Genomic DNA, 19,154 nt, shown 5'->3' with positions numbered 1-19,154 from the left:
GATTTTTAATTAATTTCGTGTTTTCAAGTTTGCAAATATACCAATATTTTTCTATTTACCGAACAAGTTTCCTTTTTATGTCTTTCATTCACTACATTTTAGATTGGTTTCATCAAAATAAAAGACCTCTCCCATGGCGAGAACAGTCCTCTCCCTACCATGTTTGGGTTTCAGAAATCATCCTTCAGCAAACAAGAGTAGACCAAGGAATCCATTACTATATTCGTTTCATTTCTGAGTTTCCAACGCTGCAAGATTTAGCCAAAGCCAACGAACAAAGCGTCTTACGCCAATGGCAAGGCTTGGGCTACTACTCCCGAGCTCGTAACTTGCATAAGGCGGCAAAAATCATAAATGATGAACTCAACGGGAAGATTCCTACAAATTTTATAAGCCTTAAAAAATTACCTGGCATCGGCCCCTACACCGCAGCCGCTATTGCCTCAATTTGTTTTGGTGAAGCCGTTCCCGCCATTGATGGGAATGCCTACCGAGTCTATGCACGCTACTTTGGCATTGCTGAAAACATCGCTGGGGGAAAAGCTTTCAACGTTTTTTTTGAATTAGGAAAAAACATTATATCAGAAGAAAATCCTGGTGACTTTAATGAAGCGGTGATGGAACTCGGCGCAACTATTTGCTTGCCCAAAAACCCGAAATGCGAAATTTGCCCCATCGTAAACACTTGTTTCGCTTATCAAAAAAAAGAAATTCAAAATTTACCCCTCAAAGTTACTCAGCTTAAAATCAAAGAAATTCAGCTAAATTATTTCTTCATTTCTCAAAACAAAAAATTTCTCGTTCATTACCGAGCCCAAAAAGGTTTTTGGCAAAATCTCTACGACTTCCCGACTCAAATTCCTTTAGAATATGAAAACCAAGCAAGACTCACCGAGCAAACATCGCATATTTTATCTCACCGTAAATTGAATATTTCTTTTCATGAATTGAAAATTTCTAAAGGCTTAAAAAATTTAGCTCAAAAGCTGAATTGCACGATTGTTGATTTGACTTCTGTTCAAAATTACCCCGTGCCTAAACCGATCGAAAATTTTATCAATCAAAAAATTAAAGACAAAAAAAAATGACAAATCTGAATTTTAAAACCCTCGGCACTGGCGAACCTGTATTTCTGCTACACGGCTACCTAGAAACTGCCAAAATGTGGGGAAATATGATAACCAATGTGAAAAATCACCAATTCATCTTACCCGATCTCTTAGGGCACGGGAAAACAAAAAAATCACTGGAAATCAATACAATGGAAGCTCAAGCAGCAGAAATCATTCAATTGATGGATGATTTAGGCATTCAGAAAGCAAAGCTGGTGGGGCATAGCATGGGTGGCTACATCGCATTGTCTATCGCCCGTGACTTCCCAGAACGTGTGGCTGGGCTGTTTTTATTCTATTCCAAATCTCTGCCCGATAGTGATGAGGGAAAGAGAAAACGGGACAAAGTGGCTGAAATAGCACCTAAAAACAAATCTCTTTTCATCAGAAATTCCATCACAAGTCTTTTTAAGCCTGAGGATTTAGATAAATTCTCAGAAGAATTGGAGCAGGCCATAGCCATGGCTGAGGAAACGACAGTAAAAGGCATCGTAGCCTGTGCACTTGGCATGAAAGAAAGGAAAGACACCACAGACATTTTATCTTCTGCAAATTACCCTATCTATATTCAATTGGGTGAAAATGACGTTGCAGTGGATATTTCTTATCTAAACGAAATTCCAAAACGGGATAACATCAAAATCAAAGTGACAAAAACGGGGCATCTAGGGCATTATGAAGCACCCGAAGAATCACGTGAATTTTTAATTAAATTTTTAAAGGCTTAGAAAATTTTTCTCTAAGCCTTTAATTTTAATTGATGATTTTCTGATCTTAAATAAACGTTTAATTATTCTTAATACAACGGACGCTGTGCCCTTCAGCTAGGTGGTAGCTGTTGGTGACAATAGAGCTTTCTTCATTGTTGAATATAAAGCTATTAACGCGTTTCAAGTCTATAGTATTATTGTTACTCCAGTAGTACCCGTAAGGATCCTTCTCATCTATTTCTATTAAACCATCATCGCCACGTTTGCCAGCAGCTGCAAGGTTTGGCAACTTAGTCTGTGTCCACATTTGATTAGTAAAAAATTCATAATGGCTACCCGTTACAGCCTGATGAAATTTGTCCCACTCCTGCTCAGTCGGAACATGGTAACCTGACGGGCAAGGGTCATTAACTCCTACTGCTCCCCACAACTTTAAATCTGGTGCCTCTCTAGTATTCCTTACCCAGTTAGGCTCTCCAGTAATAAACTTCCCTGGTAAATGATCATGATATCTTGCGTATGCCCATGTCCAACTTGGGGCCGGTTCAGTGGTAGTTTGTGAATCCCTAAACTCATGCCCATCACTCGCTCTCTGCCATTGGTATAATGAACCGTAGGTTCTATCATCTCCATGGGTAGCTTCTCCTGTTTTATTAACGGTAGGGTTAAAATGAGGACTATTTATGTCTGCATACGCCGCACCAAGGTTGAGGTTGAGCCATGTTCTATTGTAGCTGCCCTCGCTTACAAGTGTAGCGCAATACACAAAATCATGTTTGCCTTCAATGTAGTCGATACCAAATAATTTATCAAAAAGTATATTTTCTGGTGCACATTTTTTGATTTTATTGATGATCTCATCTGCTCTATCTGGCTGCTTACTGCGGATATAATTTATTTTCCCTTTATCTAATATCATATCATATTTGAGGTCTGAGAGACTTCTGCGCTTCACCTTTTGGTCTTCTTCATCCCAAACTAAAAGCCATTGGGTAGATTTCTCCTCAACATCTTGTATGCGCAGGTCTCCTTTTTGGTTGTCTTTTGCGCTGATGTCTAGCATGGCTTTTGGCTCTTCTGTGTTAATGCCCACCTGAGCGGTGGCTAAGGCCCCTGGCAATACAACAAAAGAAAGTAATAATTTCTTCATTTGTTTTAATTTTTTTGGTTAATATTTTATTGATTTATTCTTTTCTTAATTAAATTTTTGCTGTTTTTTTTGCTATTTCCTTGCTTCTTCTTTTAGAAAGAGCCCCAACCCGTGAGGCTCTTCTTTTTGAAGAAATTACTACTCTCACACAGGTGAAAATAGAAAAACCGCACAAGATTTTCTTGCACGGCTTTGCGGTTCGCTCCCGCGGGGAAGCAAAAAATTACTATAAGTTGCTGATAATGAGTTGTTTAGCTCATTACTTGTGTGTGTGTGTGTGTGTGTGTGTGTGTGTTTACACTTTATTTTGAAACTCACAAATTTCATTTGTTAAAATTTCGTTATTTTTTTTTGTTAAAATTTTCCGTTGAGATTTTCTTTTCTCTCAACCTGCCCGCAAATGTATTTTACGTTTTTGAATTACGCAAATTTGTTTTTTTGAGGTTATGAGGAGTGGAAGTCTTAATTCACCTATCTAATTAACAATCAATTTAATATATTGTTTTACTTCAATTCCATAAGGAAATTTTTATTTTAATTCCTCTAAATGCTCAAGGAATTAGTCAGTTATAATTCAGTAATAATAATGTATATTTGAACTTCATTTTTAACTCAAATTGGTTTTTGAGTAAAGATGTGATTTTTTTATAATTATTTGACCCATTAACTAATATTTTGAATTTTAGCTGGTTTTTTGCACAAAAAATTGCTTGGGACTCCAAAGGCAGCCCAAGCTTATCTCAAAAGATTGTCCGCATCGGGCAAATTGCTGTGGCATTGGGTACCATCGTGGCGCTTATTACGCTGTCTACAGGATTCGGTGCTAAAAAAGAAATCAAAGAAAAATTAGCTGATTTTAACGGGCATATCACCATTCAACCATACAACACTAATCTTTCTTACAATTCTGATTCTATTGCTCTGCCACAAAAATATTATCCTCATTTCTCTTTAACTGAAATTCAGCATATTCAAGCAACAGCGACCAAAAGCGGTATTATCCGCACCGAAAAAAGTTTTGATGGTGTTTTGCTAAAAGGAATGGATAAAAATTTTGATAAAGATCGGTTTCAAAAATTTATTTTAAAAGGTCAGATTCCTGATTTTTCACAAAATGAAATTAGCTCACGGGTTTTAATTTCTCAAAAATTAGCCAATAATTTTTATTTAGATATTGATAGCACTTTCAATATGGTGTTTCTCAATGAAAAGCAACTCAATGCACAGCCTATTTACAGGAAATTTACGGTAAACGGCATCTACACTACAGACATCAGTGAATTTGATGATTTATATGTGATTGGCGACATTCGGCAAGTGCAAAAACTCAATGGCTGGGGAGAGGATTTTGTAGGTGGATTTGAGCTTTTTGTAAAAAACATCAATGGTGATTTAGAGCAAATCAAAGCTCACATAAATAAAGAAATCGGCTATAATCAAATTGCGGCAGCCGCCACCGACCAGTTTCCAGCAATTAATGAATGGATTAGCATTTTTGATACCAATATTTTTATTATTTTATTCATCATGATGATTGTTGTAGTCATTAATATGATTATGGTAATTTTAATTTTAATTTTAGAGCGAACAAGTGCCATTGGGATTTTAAAGACCTTGGGCGCGAACAATAGGCAGATTATGCGTATTTTTGTTCATCAAGCTTTGTTTATCATGATTCCTGGTTTGGTTGCAGGAAACTTGATGGCTTTGGGTTTGCTTTTAATTCAAAACTACTTTGGTGTAATTCAGCTCCCGCCAGAAAATTACTTCATCTCCAAAGCGCCAGTTTATTTATCTTGGGAGATTTTTTTGCTAGTCAATTTAGGCACAATTATTATTACTGCCTTGGTTCTGTATCTTCCTTCTCTTTTGATTCGAAAGATTTCCCCTAATAAAGCGATTAAAATTTCAGGTTGATGGACAAAAAATTAGAAAAATTTCTTCAACAAAAATTTCAGCTTTATTGTCAAGAAGAGTTCATCACCACCGACCCTATCCAGATTCCACATCTGTTTCACCAAAAACAAGATATAGAAATCGCAGGGCTGCTTACTTCCACGATTGCCTGGGGCAAGCGAAAAAGCATCATCAAAAATGCTCACCAAATCATGGAAATCATGGATTTTTCACCCTATGATTTCATCATCCACGGTCGCCTAAAAGATTTTGAAAAAGCAACTAATTTTGTACACCGCACGTTCAATTATTTGGATTTAACTTATTTTTTTAAAGCCTTAAAAAAATTATATTTTGGCGCCGAGAGTTTAGAGGATTATTTTTTAATAAAAGCAGAAGAGCCCAACACTTTTCATGCGATTGAACGGTTTCGAGAGAAATTTCTTTTCGAGCCAGATTTCAGGACACAAAAGCACATTTCTAGCCCAGCAAAAAACTCGGCAGCCAAGCGCCTCAATATGTTTTTGCGCTGGATGGTAAGAGATAATCCTGTTGATTTTGGGCTGTGGAAAAAAATTCCAAAAGAAAAGCTCATCATTCCATTAGATGTGCACTCTGGCCGTGTTGCGCGGAGTTTAAACCTATTGCAGCGCAAAGCCAATGATTGGAAATCTGCAGAATTCCTAACCAATGAATTAAAGAAATATGATGCAAAAGATCCTGTGAAATTTGATTTTGCTCTTTTTGGGATAGGTGCATTTGAATAGATTTTTTAATTTTGTGCATTAAAACAAATTTAGCATGATTCACATTACGCTCCCAGACGGCAGTGTTCGCTCGTATGACCACCCCGTTACACCCATGGAAGTTGCGCAAAACATCAGCGAAGGATTAGCTAGAAACGTCCTCTCTGCTTTGGTAAACGACAAACAAGTAGAGACCTCTACACCCATTACCGAAGATGCCCGTTTACAACTTCTCACCTGGAACGATAATTTGGGTAAAAAAGCGTTTTGGCATTCCTCTGCACACCTCTTGGCTCAAGCGATTTTAGACTTTTTCCCTGAAGCAAAATTAACAATTGGCCCAGCAATAGAAAATGGGTTTTATTATGATGTAGACTTTGGAGGAGAAAGTATTTCTGAAAAAGATTTTGAAAAAATTGAGAAAAAAATGCTAGAACACGCTCGCCTAAAGAGTGAATTCCAATTATATCCTGTCTCAAAAGCAGAAGCGCTAAAAAATTATACCGATAATCCGTACAAAACAGAATTAATTGAAAATTTAAATGACGGCGAAATTACCTTCTGCTCGCACGAGAATTTCACTGATTTATGCCGTGGAGGGCACCTGCCGCATACAGGATTTGTGAAGGCTGCAAAAATACTTAACGCTGCAGGCGCTTACTGGCGAGGGAATGAAAAAAATCCACAATTGACACGCGTCTATGGAATTACGTTTCCTAAACAAAAAGATTTAACAGAATATCTCCATAAATTAGAAGAAGCAAAAAAACGTGACCATAGAAAACTGGGCAAAGAGCTCGGAATTTTTACTTTCTCTGAGAAAGTGGGTTCTGGGTTGCCTCTTTGGCTGCCCAAAGGTGCTGCTTTGAGAAAAAAGTTAGAAAACTTTCTGCAAGCAGCCCAGCAAAAAGCAGGTTATGAAATGGTTGTAACGCCACACATCGGCCACAAAGATTTATACGTGACTTCAGGGCATTATGAGAAATATGGCGCTGATAGCTTCCAGCCGATTCAAACGCCCAATAAAGGCGAAGAATTTCTATTAAAGCCAATGAATTGCCCGCATCATTGCGAAATTTATAAATCCCAGCAATGGTCTTATCGAGATTTACCAAAGCGTTTTGCAGAATTTGGCACCGTTTACCGCTACGAGCAGAGCGGTGAATTGCATGGTTTGACACGTGTTCGTGGCTTCACACAAGACGATGCACATATTTTCTGCACGCCAGACCAACTATTAGACGAGTTTAAAAAAGTCATTGATTTGGTCATATACGTGTTTAATGCACTAGGTTTTGAAGATTATACCGCTCAAGTCTCATTACGTGACAAAGAAGACCACTCCAAGTACATTGGAAGTAATGAGAATTGGCAAAAAGCAGAAAACGCCATCATACAAGCAGCGGAAGAAAGAGAGCTAAAAACTGCAGTAGAATATGGTGAGGCAGCTTTCTACGGGCCAAAGCTAGATTTTATGGTAAAAGATGCTTTAGGCAGAAGTTGGCAGCTAGGGACGATTCAAGTGGATTACAATTTACCCGAGCGTTTCGATTTATCATACATTGGCTCAGATAATGAGAAGCATCGGCCTGTGATGATTCACCGTGCCCCGTTTGGCTCATTAGAACGTTTTGTAGCGATTTTACTAGAGCACACCGCAGGTGATTTGCCCTTGTGGCTGGCGTCAGAACAATTTATCATCTTACCTATTAGCGATAAATATTTGGATTACAGTAAAAAAGTTTTAAATTTATTAGAAAATTCCGATATTTGCGGACTGATTGACAAAAGGGCTGAAAAAACTGGACGGAAAATCAGAGATGCCGAGTTAGCAAAAATCCCTTTTATGCTGATTGTAGGTGAAAATGAAGAAAATACAGCAATGGTTTCGGTACGTAAACACGGCGAAGGTGATTTAGGAGCAATGCCTGTGGATGACTTCCGTAAATTGCTAGAAAAAGAAATGAAAGTTTAATTTTAAATTTAGATAATTATCACAAAAAAAAGAAGAGGGGGTTATTCTCCCCACAAAAATGAAGAGGCTCATCCGCTAAATGAGAATATTCGCGTGCCAGAGGTGCGTGTGGTGGGCGACGTGGAAGAAGTTGAACAAGGTATTTACAAAACTTCTAAAGCTCTTGAAATGGCTAAAGAGTTTGGCTTAGATTTGGTTTTAATCACCGAAAATGCTAACCCCCCAGTAGCTAGAATTTTAGATTACAAAAAATTTCTCTACGAAGAGAAAAAACGTAAAAAAGAGCTGAAAGCAAAGCAAAGTAAGATTACGATAAAAGAGATTCGTTTTGGGCCAAATACCGATGACCATGATTACGAGTTCAAAAAACGCCACGCCGAAGGTTTCTTGAAAGATGGAGCAAAACTGAAAGCTTACGTTTTCTTTAAAGGGCGCTCTATTGTATTCAAAGACCAAGGAGAAATTCTTCTTTTGAGATTGGCACAAGATCTCGAAGAATACGGCAAAGTAGAACAAATGCCAAAACTGGAAGGTAAACGTATGATTATGATGATGGCGCCAACCAAAACTAAATAAAAAAGAATAAATTCAATTCAATAAAATAATAATAGAAAAGATGCCAAAACAAAAGACAAAATCAGGAGCTAAAAAACGTTTCAAATTGACAGGAACTGGTAAAATCAAGCGTAAACATGCTTTCAAGAGCCATATCTTGACTAAAAAAGAAACTAAGCAAAAGAGAAATTTAACTAAAATGACGCTGGTTCACGACAATGATGTGAATAGTGTGAGAGAACAATTAGGATTGAAATAAATTTTCTTCTAAAATTTTTTAAGCCTTAAAAAATTTTTTGAGAATTTATATAAAATCGGTTTTTAAAATTAAAATTTGTTTAACCCAACCGTGGGCTTAGTAAAAGTGATAAGTATCCGCCTTCGGTTAAAAAAAAATTAAAAAAATGCCAAGATCAACAAATTCAGTAGCGTCGAGAAGAAGACGTAAAAAAATCATAAAACAAGCCAAAGGTTTCTTCGGGAGACGCAAGAACGTATGGACTGTAGCTAAAAATGCGGTAGAAAAAGCAATGCTTTATGCTTACCGTGATAGAAGACAGAAAAAAAGAAATTTCCGCTCTTTGTGGATTCAGCGTATTAATGCTGGTGCAAGACAAAACGGAATGTCTTACTCTCAGCTGATGGGAGCTCTCAAGAAAAACAATATTGAGTTGAACAGAAAGGTTCTTGCTGATTTAGCAATGAATCACCCAGAAGCTTTCTCAGCCATTGTGCAAAAAGTAAAATAAATAATTTTTTGTTGAATTGAAATTTTAAGTAGCCGCCTCAAAAATAAAAATTTGAGGCGGCTAATTCTGTTCTAATTTAGCAAAACTTTATTTTATAGTAACTTCTAATTGTCTTAAATAAATATTTTTAACTTGCTTTGATTTATTTTTAAATCTCACTTGTTGTGCTTTTTCATTAGGTTTAGCAATCCATTCATTCCCTTTCATCTCACCGTTTACATTCTTCCACTCGCCGTTTTCCGATAAAAGTTCCACTTGCCCCCATTTTTCAAATACCTCTTGTTCACCAGTATTGATGAGCACTTGCTTCACATTTTTAGATGATTTAAACTCAAAGGTAAAATAATCGTTTGGCTGCACCTCTATCACTTCCAACACAGGATCTGCCGCTAGCTTGTTGTTCTCTAATCGAATGTTCAAATCCTTCAATTTTGCATTATTACTCACAAATTGATGTGGATTATCGTAATCTTTGACGACTAATTTGCCTTTAAAATATTGATTATAAGCTTCTACCAAAAATTTAAATGTTTCATCAATCAATGGGCTAACGAGCTTAGATACAGGAGAAACTCTTGGGTGGTATGGATTTTTATTTTCATCTTGATTTACAAAAGAGCGCTTCAATTCCCACCGCTCTGCTTTTTCAAAAGCCTTTAAAAATTCTTCTTGATTTTTAGCTTTGTAAGCATCATACATTTCTAAAGTTGCTAAACCTTTTTGTGCAATATTTTTAGTCTGTAAAATCCAAGGGTAAATTTCTAAAATCAAGGCAGGGTTGTCTTTACATTTTTGTAAAATTTCTGCTGATGAAAGCAATTGTTTGTAATAATTTTGAATTTTTTCTATTTGTGATTTTTGGAGGTTTAAATTTTTTAAGGCTTTAGAAAATTCTTGTGCTGGCTGCTCAAATCCTCTTGATTCCTCTTTACGATAACGGTGCCCATTGGGGCCTGCGTCAGTATTGTTTTTAGCAAAAAAGGTATAGGCTTCAGCACAGGTTTCAAACTCATTGGTAATGTTTTTCTCCCAGCTTTGAATGGAATCATATTTTGCTATATCCCAAGTATAATCACCAACGGAAGCTATCGCTATACGTGAAGCTTCGGCGTGTTCCATTGGGTTAGAAACTACTCCAGCTAAAAGGTTTTGAGCTTTTTGGTCTAGTCGATAGGCTGGCCCCAACATCAGATGATCTCTTGCATAATCGGTTACTGGGAAATTCCACCAAAAGAAAGCTTTTCTGTTGATTTTATCATTAATCCAAGTTAAACTTTCCTTGGTCACATCACCAATTACCCCGTCGCCCGTCCACATGATGTGAATACGTGGGTCTAATTCCTTTCCTAATGTCGGCAGATACCCACCTTTCTTCAAGTTACTCCAACTTTTATTATACTCTGTCGGGCACATAATTAGAGGTAAAACATCGGTATGCGTATCTACAAATTTTGTTTGTAAAAAGTTGAGTAGTTCTGCTTGTTTGGCAGCATTGGTTCCTTCCCCCGAAATGTCATCAAAAAAAACGGCAAAACCTCTCACGCCCAAAGCATACATTTTTTCAAATTTTTGAATTAAGTTTTGACGGTCAGCTTCATTCCACTTGATGTCTTTACCAGGATGTATAGCCCAATAGAAATCTACGTAATTATTTTTTGCGGCTTCTACATAATCTTGAATTTGGCGAGCTTCATCTTCTGGGTAAGCTTCTCGCCAGTGCGGAGAGCTATGATATGGGTCATCTTTTGGGCCATAGATGTAAGTATTCATTCTATTTTTTCCTAAAAAAGATAACATTCTGAGGCGATCTTTGTATTGCCATGGTGTGCCGTAGAAACCTTCTACCACTCCACGAAATTCAACGTCGGGGAAATCATAAATCTGAAGGGCTTTATTAGTCTTAGCATTGATGATTTCTTTTAATCTCAAAAGTGCATAGTAAACGCCTCTTTCTGTTGCAGCTTCTATATTAACTCCATTTTTATTAAGCTTTAGTTGATAGGCTTCTGGATTTTTGATTTTTTTAGAAAAATTAATTTTAATCAGTGCAGCGTTTCTATTTTCACTCAATTCAATCCCAACCTGATGGATCAAATGCTGATACTTTTTACTTTTAAATGTTTGAGGTATTTCACCTGAAGTAAACTCAACCGATTTAGGCTCAGGCAACTTATAGTTTTGTCCCCAACCCATGACACACGCCAATAGCATGGCCATCACAAAAATGTTTCTCATCCCTTATAATATTTTATAATATTAAGGCTACAAGTTACGAAAATCTAAATGATTTAGCTGGGTATTATAAATTTCTATTTCTTTTAAGATTTCATCTTTTCCCACTTTTGCAGTAGCAGAGGTTTTGATGAATTGTGGTAGTTGCTCCCAGTTAGTGAGTAATTTCTTTTGGTAAGTTAATAAATTTTTAGCATACTTGGCACTGCTTAATTTATCAATTTTAGTCATCACGACATTGAATGGAATCATGTTTTCTCCCAAATATTCCATGAATTCCAAATCAATTTTTAGCGGCTCATGGCGACTATCAATCAACAAATAAACATTGACTAAGTTTTTTCTTTTTTCTAAATAGTTGGTAATCATTTTATCAAAATCTTTGCGTTTAGATTTTGATACCTTGGCATAGCCATAGCCTGGCAAATCTACCAAATACCAAGCTTCATTGATTAAGAAATGATTGATCAATTGGGTTTTCCCAGGTGTTCCAGACGTTTTAGCCAACTTTTTATTATCAGCAATCATATTAATGAGCGAAGACTTCCCTACGTTTGAACGCCCGATGAAGGCATACTCTGGTAAATTAGGCGGGGGGCATTTTTCCACCTGAGAATTACTCTCCAAGAATTTTGCTGACGTGATTTTCATAGATTTTTTTAAGGCTTAAAAAATTTAAATTCTTTTTATCAGCCAATTATAGAGAATTTCATTGAAAAGTTCAGGATGTTCCATCATCGGGGCATGCCCACATTTATCAATCCAGTATAAATCAGAATTCGGTAAATTTTCATTAAATTCCACCGCTACTTCAGGAGGCGTCACACCATCTTGCTTCCCCCAAATCAAGCAAACTTCTTTTTGAATGGATTTCAACTCATCTTTCATATTGTGTTTAATGGCACTTCGGGCTATATAGAGGGTTTTGATGGCTTTTTTGGTATCATTCACCGTAGCAAAAACCTCATCAACCAATTCTTCTGTAGCAATTTTCGGGTCGTAGAAAACTTCCTCCGTTTTGGTGCGAATGTATTCTCTGCTACCTCTTTTTGGGAAAGTTTCACCAAAAGATTTTTCATACAAACCGCTACTTCCCGTCAAAACCAACGTATGCACCAGCTTTGGGCGTTTCTCTGTCACGACCAAACCTACGTGCCCGCCCAGTGAATTACCGACCAACGTTGCTGGTTCTTTCACCACCTCTTCTAAGAATAAAATAACATATTTGGAAATGTTTTCCACATTTGAGTTAATTACAGGAAGGCTATAAATGGGTAGTTCTGGGGCGAAAACTTTAAAATTCCGCTCAGAGAAGTACTTTATCAGTTTGCTAAAGTTACTCAATCCTCCCATCAATCCATGCAACAAAACTAAAGGATGCCCCTCTCCTTCTACTACATAGTTGAATTTCTTCTTTTTCTTAATATTAAACAGCATAGGTTTTTTTAAATCATTTTCTTCCCAATTAACAAATATATGACAAAATTGAGAAAAAAATGGAATCCCTTTTCTCTTTCTTGATTTTTCTTCAAAAAGCGGAAAGTTATCAACAAAAGTGGGATTTTGTGGCAATTTGTGGCAAAAAGTAGAAATATCTTATTATTTTTGAGCAAAATTAAATCATGACCAGTTTAATCGGATCTTATGAGTGTAAGGTGGATGCCAAGGGGCGTCTAGCTCTACCCATGGGTATTCGCAAACAACTGGAAGGTTTTTCGCACGAGGGTTTTGTGCTCAAGCGGTCAGTATTCCAACCCTGCCTAGAGCTCTACCCTATGCAGGAGTGGCAGGCTGTGATGAAAGAAATCTCTCAGCTCAACCGATTCAAGAAAAAAAACAACGAATTTATAAGGCGTTTCACTGCTGGAGTAAAGCCTGTGGAGCTAGATAATAGCGGCAGAATTCAGATTGCAAAAGATTTGATTCAATTTGCTAATATCGATAAAAATGTGGTGGTTTCATCATCCATCAATATTATCGAAATATGGGATAAAGATAAATATGAAGCTGAAGTGAGCTCCGATGAGGATGATTTTGCTCTGCTGGCAGAAGAGGTCATGGGAAATTTTGAAAATGATGAAAAACTATCATGAACCAGTTTTACTGAATGAAAGCGTTGATGCTTTGATTACCAACCCCAACGGTGTGTACGTAGATTGCACCTTCGGGGGCGGGGGGCATTCAAAAAAAATTTTAAAGGCTTTAGAAAAAAATGGGAAATTATGGGGTGTAGACCAAGATGAAGATGCTCAGCAAAATATTATCCCTGATCAGCGGTTCTCTTTTATTCCTTCCAATTTCAGACATATCAAAAATCAGTTGCTTTTTCACCAAATCCATCAAGTTGATGGCGTTTTAGCTGATTTAGGTGTTTCATCACATCAATTTGATACGGCAGATAGAGGCTTCTCAACGCGCTATAGCAGCCAGCTGGATATGCGGATGAACCAAAATCAGAAAAACACAGCTAAAGTCGTCATCAATGAATATACTGAGGAAAAATTAGCGGAGATTTTGATGAATTATGGTGAGATCCGTTCGGCTAAAAAATGGGCAAGAGAAATTGTTTCTTACCGCAGTAAAAATCTGATTGGAACGACTGATGATTTAAAAAATGCCTTGAAAAGTTTGATTCCAGCTCACAAAGCTAACAAATTATGGGCACAGCTTTTCCAAGCATTGAGAATTGAGGTAAATGATGAATTAAAAGCTTTAGAGGAATTTCTTTTATCTACAGCGAGCATCATAAAACCTGGCGGGAGATTGGTAGTTATTTCTTACCATTCGCTAGAAGATCGTTTGGTGAAAAATTTCATCAAAAAAGGAATGTTTGATGGTGAACCTGAAAGAGATTTGTATGGAAGATGGTATGCGCCTTTTTATCCGCTAAACAGTAAAGTCATCATTCCCAACGAAGTAGAGATTGCAGGTAACCCAAGAGCAAGAAGTGCTAAACTAAGAATTGGAATTAAAAATGAGCCCAAAGAAGAAGAAAAGTAACATCAGCATTCGAGATATTTTAAAAGGAAAATTCTTAGTTGATGATAATAGTTTCAAACATTGGAAATTCGTATTGTTTTTAACTTTTTTAGCCTTTTGGAGTATTCTGAGTTCACATTGGGCTGATAAAAAAGTGGTGGAAATAAAAAATTTAAAAGAACATGTTTCTAATCTAAAATCAGAATCAGCATATCTACATCAAATTTTGATGCAAAGTAAAATGGAATCAAAGGTTGCCGAAAAAGTAGCTAAAGACAATGTAATTCAATCAAATATTCAACCTTTTTTAATTGTTGAAAAATAAATGATTAAACAAAAAAAAGACATATTATTAAAAGCTTATTTCATCAGCATTCTACTGGTGATTATATCCATTGGTATATGCTATAAATTATTTAATCTCCAGCTCAACCCACAAGAAAGAGCGCGTTTTGAGGCTTTTGCTCAGAAAATCAACTTCAGAGAATCCACTATTCCAGCGGCAAGAGGAAATTTATATGCCGCTGATGGGAGTTTATTGGCAACTTCTGTAAGAAAATATGACGTCGCTTTTGATGCGAAGGCGATGCGACAAAGTCTCATTGATGAGCATTTAAATTCCTTGGCTGACTCGCTGCATGCTATGTTCAATAAACCCGCCGCTACTTATGCTAAATTGATTTTGAATGCCAAGAAGAATAAAAAACAATATGTCCCAATTGCAAAAAATCTGAATTATCATCAGCTAAAAAGAATTTCATCTTTTCCTATTTTCAATCACGGGCAAATCAAAGGTGGCTTCATCATAGAAGATCATCTTGTGAGAGAAAGAAGCGTAAAGGACATCGGTGCTCGGACTTTGGGCTACGTAAAAGGAGATTCACTAAAAGTAGGCCTAGAAGGTGCTTACAATACGCTTCTATCTGGAAAAGATGGCAAAAGACTAGAACAGCGAATGGGCGGAGGCAACTGGCGTCCCATCAATATCGCTAACGACATACAAGCTGTTGCTGGGCAAGATGTGGTAACAACTATCGATATTCCTCTGCAAAACGTTGCCTACAACGCTCTATATGACCAACTGAGTGAATTTGAGGCTGACCACGGCACTGTCGTCGTAATGGAAGTCAAAACAGGTGAAATCAAAGCCATTGCCAACTTGACTCGTCTCGCTGACGGCAACTATGCTGATATTCAAAATTTTGCGGTAGGCGAAGCCAATGAACCTGGCTCTACTATTAAAACCATTTCACTTCTAGCTGCGCTAAAAGATGGCGTTATTGATACTGCTACCACCGTAGCTACTGGCTCAGGAAGAGTTCGCTTATTTGGCAGAACCATCAGTGATTCTCATGGTTACGGCACAATTAATGTACGCCAAGTTTTAGAAAAATCCTCAAATATTGGTACAGCAAAATTAATTACAGAATATTACCAAAATCAGCCAGAAAAGTTTTTCAGAATTTTAAATCGGGAATGGAAGCTAAACCAACCTCTTGGCGTTGATATTCCTGGAGAAGCCGAACCTTACCTTCCCAACCCAAATAATAAATCTTGGAGCAAACAATCGCTTTCATCGATTTCTTTTGGCTATGAATCAAAGCTCACTCCATTACAGATTTTAACTTTTTACAATGGCATCGCTAATGATGGTAAGATGCTAAAACCACTTTTTGTGAAAGAAATTCATGAAAAAGGAAAAGTCATTAAGTCTTTTTCTCCAGAAGTTCGCGTAGAAAAAATGGCTCAAGATAGCACTATAAAAAAAATGCAAAACATGCTAGCCAGTGCTGTAAAAAGCGGGACTGGAAGGGCTTTTTACAACGAAATTTTCCCCGCAGCAGGAAAAACAGGCACTGCTCGTGCAGACTATTGGGTGAAAGGCCCCATGCAGTATCGCGCCTCTTTCTGTGGCTACTTCCCGACGTACAAGCCTCAATATTCTTGCATCGTAGTCATTCACAAACCTAGCCGTAAAAAAGGCTACTATGGCAGCTCTGTTGCCGGGCCCGTTTTTCAGAAAATCATGGAGAGTGTTTACATCAAATCTCCAAAAAAATTAAGCCTTAAAAAATCTAAACTTGCCTCTCTAGAAAAATCAAATAAAATTTTTGACTGGAATTCAAAAAATAAAAAAATGCCGAATTTAAAAGGCTTTGACGGGCAAAATGTAATTCCCGTTTTAGAAAACGCAGGTTTTAAAATTAATTACTCTGGAATTGGAAAAATTATAGAACAAAGCATCCCTGCTGGGCAAATGATTCCTGAAAATAAGGTCATCACTCTAAAACTTTCAAATGTATGAACATTAGCGAATTACTACATAACATTCCCATTCTCCAGCAACAAGGAAGCTTCACTGGTGGTGTAGGCGAAATCCAAATGGATTCTAGAAAAGTGAGCAAGGGAGATGTCTTTGTGGCTATTTCAGGTCCGCAGGAAGATGGTCATGATTTCATTACTTCTGCCCTTGATAAAGGTGCTCAGGTGATTTTTCATGAGAAAGAAATCAAAGACTTTCGAGAAAATGTTTTGTACATTCAAGTGAAAAATTCAGCCAAAAGTCTAGGTTTAATTTGCAAAAATTATTTTGGAGATCCTTCTTCTCAGCTGAATTTGATTGGCATAACTGGCACTAATGGTAAAACGACAACAGCGAGCCTTTTGTACCAAACAGCAGAGAGTTTAGGCTACCCGTCTGTTTTGATTTCAACCATCAATATTCGTATTCACCAAAAAACTTTGTCTACAAAAAATACAACGCCAGACATTATTAGTATCAACAAGATTTTAAAAGAGGCGGTAGATTCTGGTTTTGAATATGCTTTTATGGAGGTTAGCTCACACGGCATCGGACAGGAGCGAATCAGTGGCTTAGAATTCAAAGTTGCTGGCTTCACCAATATCTCACATGAACATTTAGACTACCACAAAACATTTAAAAGTTACATTATTGCAAAAAAGAAATTTTTTGACGAGCTGAGCAAAGATGCTGTTGCCATTACCAATATGGATGATAAAAATGGTGTGGTTATGCTACAAAATTCTAAAGCCTTAAAAAAATCTTATGCCTTGAAATCTGTTGCTGATTACCAAGGAAAAATTTTAGAAAATCGATTTAATGGAATGCTGCTCTTGCTTAACCAAAAAGAACTTTGGACTCAGCTAGTCGGGAAATTCAATGCTTACAATCTTTTATTAGTCTATTCCATAGGGTTGGAATTGGGTTGGGATGAAGAAGAGCTTCTAGTCAGTCTAAGCAAGTTGCAAAAAGTAAAAGGTCGATTCGAATCTTATATCTCTCCTAGCGGGCAAATCATCATTGTAGATTATGCCCATACGCCTGACGCTTTAGAAAACGTAATGTCAACGGTGAACGAAACTCGAACCAAGAATGAAACCTTTTGGGTTTTGGTAGGTTGTGGAGGAAATCGCGATGCCCAAAAAAGACCTAAAATGGCAAAAGTTGCTTGCCACTTGGCTGACCGAGTGGTTCTTACTTCTGATAACCCTAGAAATGAAGACCCCAACAAAATCATTGAAGACATGGAGAGCGGAATTGAACCTCAATTTTTTTCAAAATATAGCAAAATACCCGATCGCCAAGAAGCCATAAAAAATGTACTTGCCAACAGCCACTCGGGTGACATCATCTTAATTGCAGGTAAAGGCCACGAAAATTACCAAGAAATAAAGGGAGAGCGATTTTATTTTGACGACATGGAAATTACTAAAAGTTTAACTCAAAAGATTTTTAAATAAATGTTATACCATTTAATTGAATTTTTAAATCAGTATTTTGACGTGCCAGGCTTTAATATGCTGAAGTCTGTAACTTTCCGTGCGGCATCTGCCGTTATCATTTCCTTACTTATTGCTTTGTTTATCGGCAAAAAGATTATTTATTTTTTGAGAAGAAAACAATTGGGCGAAACGATAAGGGATTTAGGCTTAGCTGGGCAAAAAGAAAAAGAAGGTACCCCGACAATGGGTGGCATCATCATTATTCTTGCCACCCTTATTCCAGTTTTACTTTTTGCAAAACTCAACAATATTTATACAATTTTACTGCTTATTTCCACGCTTTGGATGGGGCTCATCGGATTTATTGACGACTACATCAAAGTTTTTAGAAAAAATAAAAAAGGTTTAGCAGGAAAGTTTAAAATTTTAGGGCAAGTAGGCCTAGGTTTATTCGTTGGTGTTATTTTATACTTCAGCCCACAAGTCACTGTAAGACAACAAGTCAGTGACCAGCCAACCTACAATGCACAGAGCGCTGATGAATTGTTCGCCCCAGCTACCAAATCAAACTTGACTAACATTCCGTTCCTGAAAAACAATGAGCTCAATTATGACTCTCTCCTGTTTTTCTTAAACAAAGAAGAAGCGATGAAATGGAGTTGGGTAATCTTTATCCCGATTGTTATCTTCATCATCACAGCTGTTTCAAATGGTTCTAATCTGACTGATGGCATCGATGGATTAGCGGCAGGAAGCTCCATGATTATTTTAGGAACTTTAGCTCTGTTTGCCTTTGTCTCTGGCAACTTTATTTTAGCTGATTATTTAAACATCTTATACATACCTCATGCGCAGGAAGTCGTGATTTTCGCTACAGCTTTCAGCGGTGCATTGATTGGGTTTTTGTGGTACAACACTTACCCAGCACAAGTTTTCATGGGAGACACAGGTAGCTTGACTATCGGTGGTCTTATTGCAGTCATTTCCATTATTGTGCGTAAAGAACTTCTTCTACCTCTGCTCTGCGGAATTTTCTTGGCAGAAAGTCTCTCGGTCATGTTGCAGGTTTCTTGGTTTAAATACACCAAAAAGAAATACGGCGAGGGCAGAAGAATTTTCTTGATTTCGCCCTTGCATCATCATTTTCAAAAACAAAATTACCACGAAAGCAAAATCGTCAATCGTTTTTTTATCATCGGTTTTATACTCGCTGTATTAGCCGTTTTAACCTTAAAAATTCGTTAATTCCTCAAAAAAAAGAATTTTAGCATATAATAAAACTGAGCAAAAGCGGAAAAGACGCCAC

The 19,154-nt window shown here is 37.1% G+C and carries 18 protein-coding genes; 14 read left to right on the top strand and 4 right to left on the bottom strand.

Annotated elements, in window-relative coordinates; translation table 11 throughout:
- Window positions 1-77: 77 nt before the first annotated feature.
- Both mutY and QOX03_RS01510 read left to right on the top strand, forming a co-directional pair.
- Window positions 78-1,088 (top strand): A/G-specific adenine glycosylase, encoded by a 1,011-nt coding sequence (mutY, locus tag QOX03_RS01515; RefSeq protein WP_283671222.1) that lies wholly within the window; start codon window positions 78-80, stop codon window positions 1,086-1,088.
- Window positions 1,085-1,840 (top strand): alpha/beta fold hydrolase, encoded by a 756-nt coding sequence (locus QOX03_RS01510; RefSeq protein ID WP_283671221.1) that lies wholly within the window; start codon window positions 1,085-1,087, stop codon window positions 1,838-1,840. The genes mutY and QOX03_RS01510 overlap by 4 nt, the downstream gene beginning before the upstream one ends.
- 58 nt (window positions 1,841-1,898) lie before the next feature.
- Here QOX03_RS01510 and QOX03_RS01505 read toward each other — a convergent pair whose 3' ends face one another.
- The gene (locus QOX03_RS01505) at window positions 1,899-2,972 is read right to left on the bottom strand and encodes an FISUMP domain-containing protein (RefSeq protein ID WP_283671220.1); all 1,074 of its coding nucleotides are present in this window, start codon (window positions 2,970-2,972) and stop codon (window positions 1,899-1,901) included.
- Window positions 2,973-3,647: 675 nt separating this feature from the next.
- On the opposite strand from QOX03_RS01505, the gene QOX03_RS01500 reads away from it, so the two are divergent.
- The 6 genes from QOX03_RS01500 to rplT all read left to right on the top strand — a co-directional run bounded on the left by QOX03_RS01500 (window position 3,648) and on the right by rplT (window position 8,893).
- A complete protein-coding gene (locus QOX03_RS01500; RefSeq protein WP_283671219.1) occupies window positions 3,648-4,889 on the top strand; it encodes an ABC transporter permease in 1,242 nt (413 codons plus the stop codon).
- Complete coding sequence (locus QOX03_RS01495; RefSeq protein ID WP_353616903.1) at window positions 4,889-5,635, top strand: TIGR02757 family protein; 747 nt, start codon at window positions 4,889-4,891, stop codon at window positions 5,633-5,635. Before QOX03_RS01500 ends, QOX03_RS01495 begins: the two co-directional genes overlap by 1 nt.
- A 34-nt stretch (window positions 5,636-5,669) precedes the next feature.
- The gene (gene thrS / locus QOX03_RS01490) at window positions 5,670-7,589 is read left to right on the top strand and encodes a threonine--tRNA ligase (RefSeq protein WP_283671217.1); all 1,920 of its coding nucleotides are present in this window, start codon (window positions 5,670-5,672) and stop codon (window positions 7,587-7,589) included.
- A 15-nt stretch (window positions 7,590-7,604) separates the two neighbouring features.
- Complete coding sequence (gene infC, locus QOX03_RS01485; protein WP_119057028.1) at window positions 7,605-8,165, top strand: translation initiation factor IF-3; 561 nt, start codon at window positions 7,605-7,607, stop codon at window positions 8,163-8,165.
- A gap of 40 nt (window positions 8,166-8,205) precedes the next feature.
- Window positions 8,206-8,403: a 50S ribosomal protein L35 gene (rpmI, locus tag QOX03_RS01480; RefSeq protein WP_283671216.1), complete on the top strand. Its 198-nt coding sequence runs from the start codon at window positions 8,206-8,208 to the stop codon at window positions 8,401-8,403.
- 145 nt (window positions 8,404-8,548) lie between these two features.
- Complete coding sequence (gene rplT / locus QOX03_RS01475; RefSeq protein ID WP_119057030.1) at window positions 8,549-8,893, top strand: 50S ribosomal protein L20; 345 nt, start codon at window positions 8,549-8,551, stop codon at window positions 8,891-8,893.
- Between the two features lie 87 nt (window positions 8,894-8,980).
- On the opposite strand, the gene QOX03_RS01470 is transcribed toward rplT, so the two are convergent.
- The 3 genes from QOX03_RS01470 to QOX03_RS01460 are packed head-to-tail and all read right to left on the bottom strand — an operon-like array spanning window position 8,981 to window position 12,562.
- Window positions 8,981-11,128, bottom strand: coding sequence for a beta-N-acetylglucosaminidase domain-containing protein (locus QOX03_RS01470; protein WP_283671215.1), 2,148 nt, complete (start codon window positions 11,126-11,128; stop codon window positions 8,981-8,983).
- Between the two features lie 27 nt (window positions 11,129-11,155).
- The gene (gene yihA, locus QOX03_RS01465) at window positions 11,156-11,776 is read right to left on the bottom strand and encodes a ribosome biogenesis GTP-binding protein YihA/YsxC (RefSeq protein ID WP_283671214.1); all 621 of its coding nucleotides are present in this window, start codon (window positions 11,774-11,776) and stop codon (window positions 11,156-11,158) included.
- A gap of 24 nt (window positions 11,777-11,800) precedes the next feature.
- On the bottom strand, window positions 11,801-12,562 hold the full coding sequence (locus QOX03_RS01460) for an alpha/beta fold hydrolase (protein WP_283671213.1): 762 nt from the start codon (window positions 12,560-12,562) through the stop codon (window positions 11,801-11,803).
- Window positions 12,563-12,747: 185 nt separating this feature from the next.
- Here QOX03_RS01460 and mraZ point away from each other — a divergent pair, with 185 nt between their 5' ends.
- Genes mraZ through mraY form a run of 6 tightly spaced genes read left to right on the top strand, consistent with a single transcriptional unit; the run spans window position 12,748 to window position 19,093 of the window.
- Window positions 12,748-13,218 (top strand): division/cell wall cluster transcriptional repressor MraZ, encoded by a 471-nt coding sequence (gene mraZ / locus QOX03_RS01455; protein ID WP_283671212.1) that lies wholly within the window; start codon window positions 12,748-12,750, stop codon window positions 13,216-13,218.
- Window positions 13,202-14,125, top strand: a complete 924-nt coding sequence (rsmH, locus tag QOX03_RS01450) for a 16S rRNA (cytosine(1402)-N(4))-methyltransferase RsmH (RefSeq protein WP_283671774.1) — start codon at window positions 13,202-13,204, stop codon at window positions 14,123-14,125. The genes mraZ and rsmH overlap by 17 nt, the downstream gene beginning before the upstream one ends.
- Entirely contained in the window at window positions 14,100-14,429 is a 330-nt protein-coding gene (locus QOX03_RS01445; RefSeq protein ID WP_119057035.1) for an FtsL-like putative cell division protein, read from the top strand. The genes rsmH and QOX03_RS01445 overlap by 26 nt, the downstream gene beginning before the upstream one ends.
- The gene (locus QOX03_RS01440; RefSeq protein ID WP_283671211.1) at window positions 14,430-16,409 is read left to right on the top strand and encodes a penicillin-binding protein; all 1,980 of its coding nucleotides are present in this window, start codon (window positions 14,430-14,432) and stop codon (window positions 16,407-16,409) included.
- Complete coding sequence (locus QOX03_RS01435; RefSeq protein ID WP_283671210.1) at window positions 16,406-17,866, top strand: UDP-N-acetylmuramoyl-L-alanyl-D-glutamate--2,6-diaminopimelate ligase; 1,461 nt, start codon at window positions 16,406-16,408, stop codon at window positions 17,864-17,866. The genes QOX03_RS01440 and QOX03_RS01435 overlap by 4 nt, the downstream gene beginning before the upstream one ends.
- On the top strand, window positions 17,867-19,093 hold the full coding sequence (gene mraY, locus QOX03_RS01430; RefSeq protein WP_119058697.1) for a phospho-N-acetylmuramoyl-pentapeptide-transferase: 1,227 nt from the start codon (window positions 17,867-17,869) through the stop codon (window positions 19,091-19,093).
- Window positions 19,094-19,154 lie beyond the last annotated feature (61 nt).

Source organism: Candidatus Ornithobacterium hominis, from assembly GCF_951229915.1.
In the GTDB taxonomy this organism is placed as follows: Bacteria; Bacteroidota; Bacteroidia; order Flavobacteriales; family Weeksellaceae; genus Ornithobacterium; species Ornithobacterium hominis.
Note: the sequence above shows the minus strand (reverse complement) of the source record. Positions and strands in the feature narration are given on the sequence as shown.

Bases quoted from the DNA above. Each gene is read 5' to 3' on its own strand.
- mutY (WP_283671222.1), top strand. From the start codon at position 78: ATGTCTTTCATTCACTACATTTTAGATTGGTTTCATCAAAATAAAAGA.
- QOX03_RS01510 (WP_283671221.1), top strand. From the start codon at position 1,085: ATGACAAATCTGAATTTTAAAACCCTCGGCACTGGCGAACCTGTATTT.
- QOX03_RS01505 (WP_283671220.1), bottom strand. From the start codon at position 2,972: ATGAAGAAATTATTACTTTCTTTTGTTGTATTGCCAGGGGCCTTAGCC.
- QOX03_RS01495 (WP_353616903.1), top strand. From the start codon at position 4,889: ATGGACAAAAAATTAGAAAAATTTCTTCAACAAAAATTTCAGCTTTAT.
- thrS (WP_283671217.1), top strand. From the start codon at position 5,670: ATGATTCACATTACGCTCCCAGACGGCAGTGTTCGCTCGTATGACCAC.
- rpmI (WP_283671216.1), top strand. From the start codon at position 8,206: ATGCCAAAACAAAAGACAAAATCAGGAGCTAAAAAACGTTTCAAATTG.
- rplT (WP_119057030.1), top strand. From the start codon at position 8,549: ATGCCAAGATCAACAAATTCAGTAGCGTCGAGAAGAAGACGTAAAAAA.
- QOX03_RS01470 (WP_283671215.1), bottom strand. From the start codon at position 11,128: ATGAGAAACATTTTTGTGATGGCCATGCTATTGGCGTGTGTCATGGGT.
- yihA (WP_283671214.1), bottom strand. From the start codon at position 11,776: ATGAAAATCACGTCAGCAAAATTCTTGGAGAGTAATTCTCAGGTGGAA.
- QOX03_RS01460 (WP_283671213.1), bottom strand. From the start codon at position 12,562: ATGCTGTTTAATATTAAGAAAAAGAAGAAATTCAACTATGTAGTAGAA.
- mraZ (WP_283671212.1), top strand. From the start codon at position 12,748: ATGACCAGTTTAATCGGATCTTATGAGTGTAAGGTGGATGCCAAGGGG.
- rsmH (WP_283671774.1), top strand. From the start codon at position 13,202: ATGAAAAACTATCATGAACCAGTTTTACTGAATGAAAGCGTTGATGCT.
- QOX03_RS01445 (WP_119057035.1), top strand. From the start codon at position 14,100: ATGAGCCCAAAGAAGAAGAAAAGTAACATCAGCATTCGAGATATTTTA.
- QOX03_RS01440 (WP_283671211.1), top strand. From the start codon at position 14,430: ATGATTAAACAAAAAAAAGACATATTATTAAAAGCTTATTTCATCAGC.
- QOX03_RS01435 (WP_283671210.1), top strand. From the start codon at position 16,406: ATGAACATTAGCGAATTACTACATAACATTCCCATTCTCCAGCAACAA.
- mraY (WP_119058697.1), top strand. From the start codon at position 17,867: ATGTTATACCATTTAATTGAATTTTTAAATCAGTATTTTGACGTGCCA.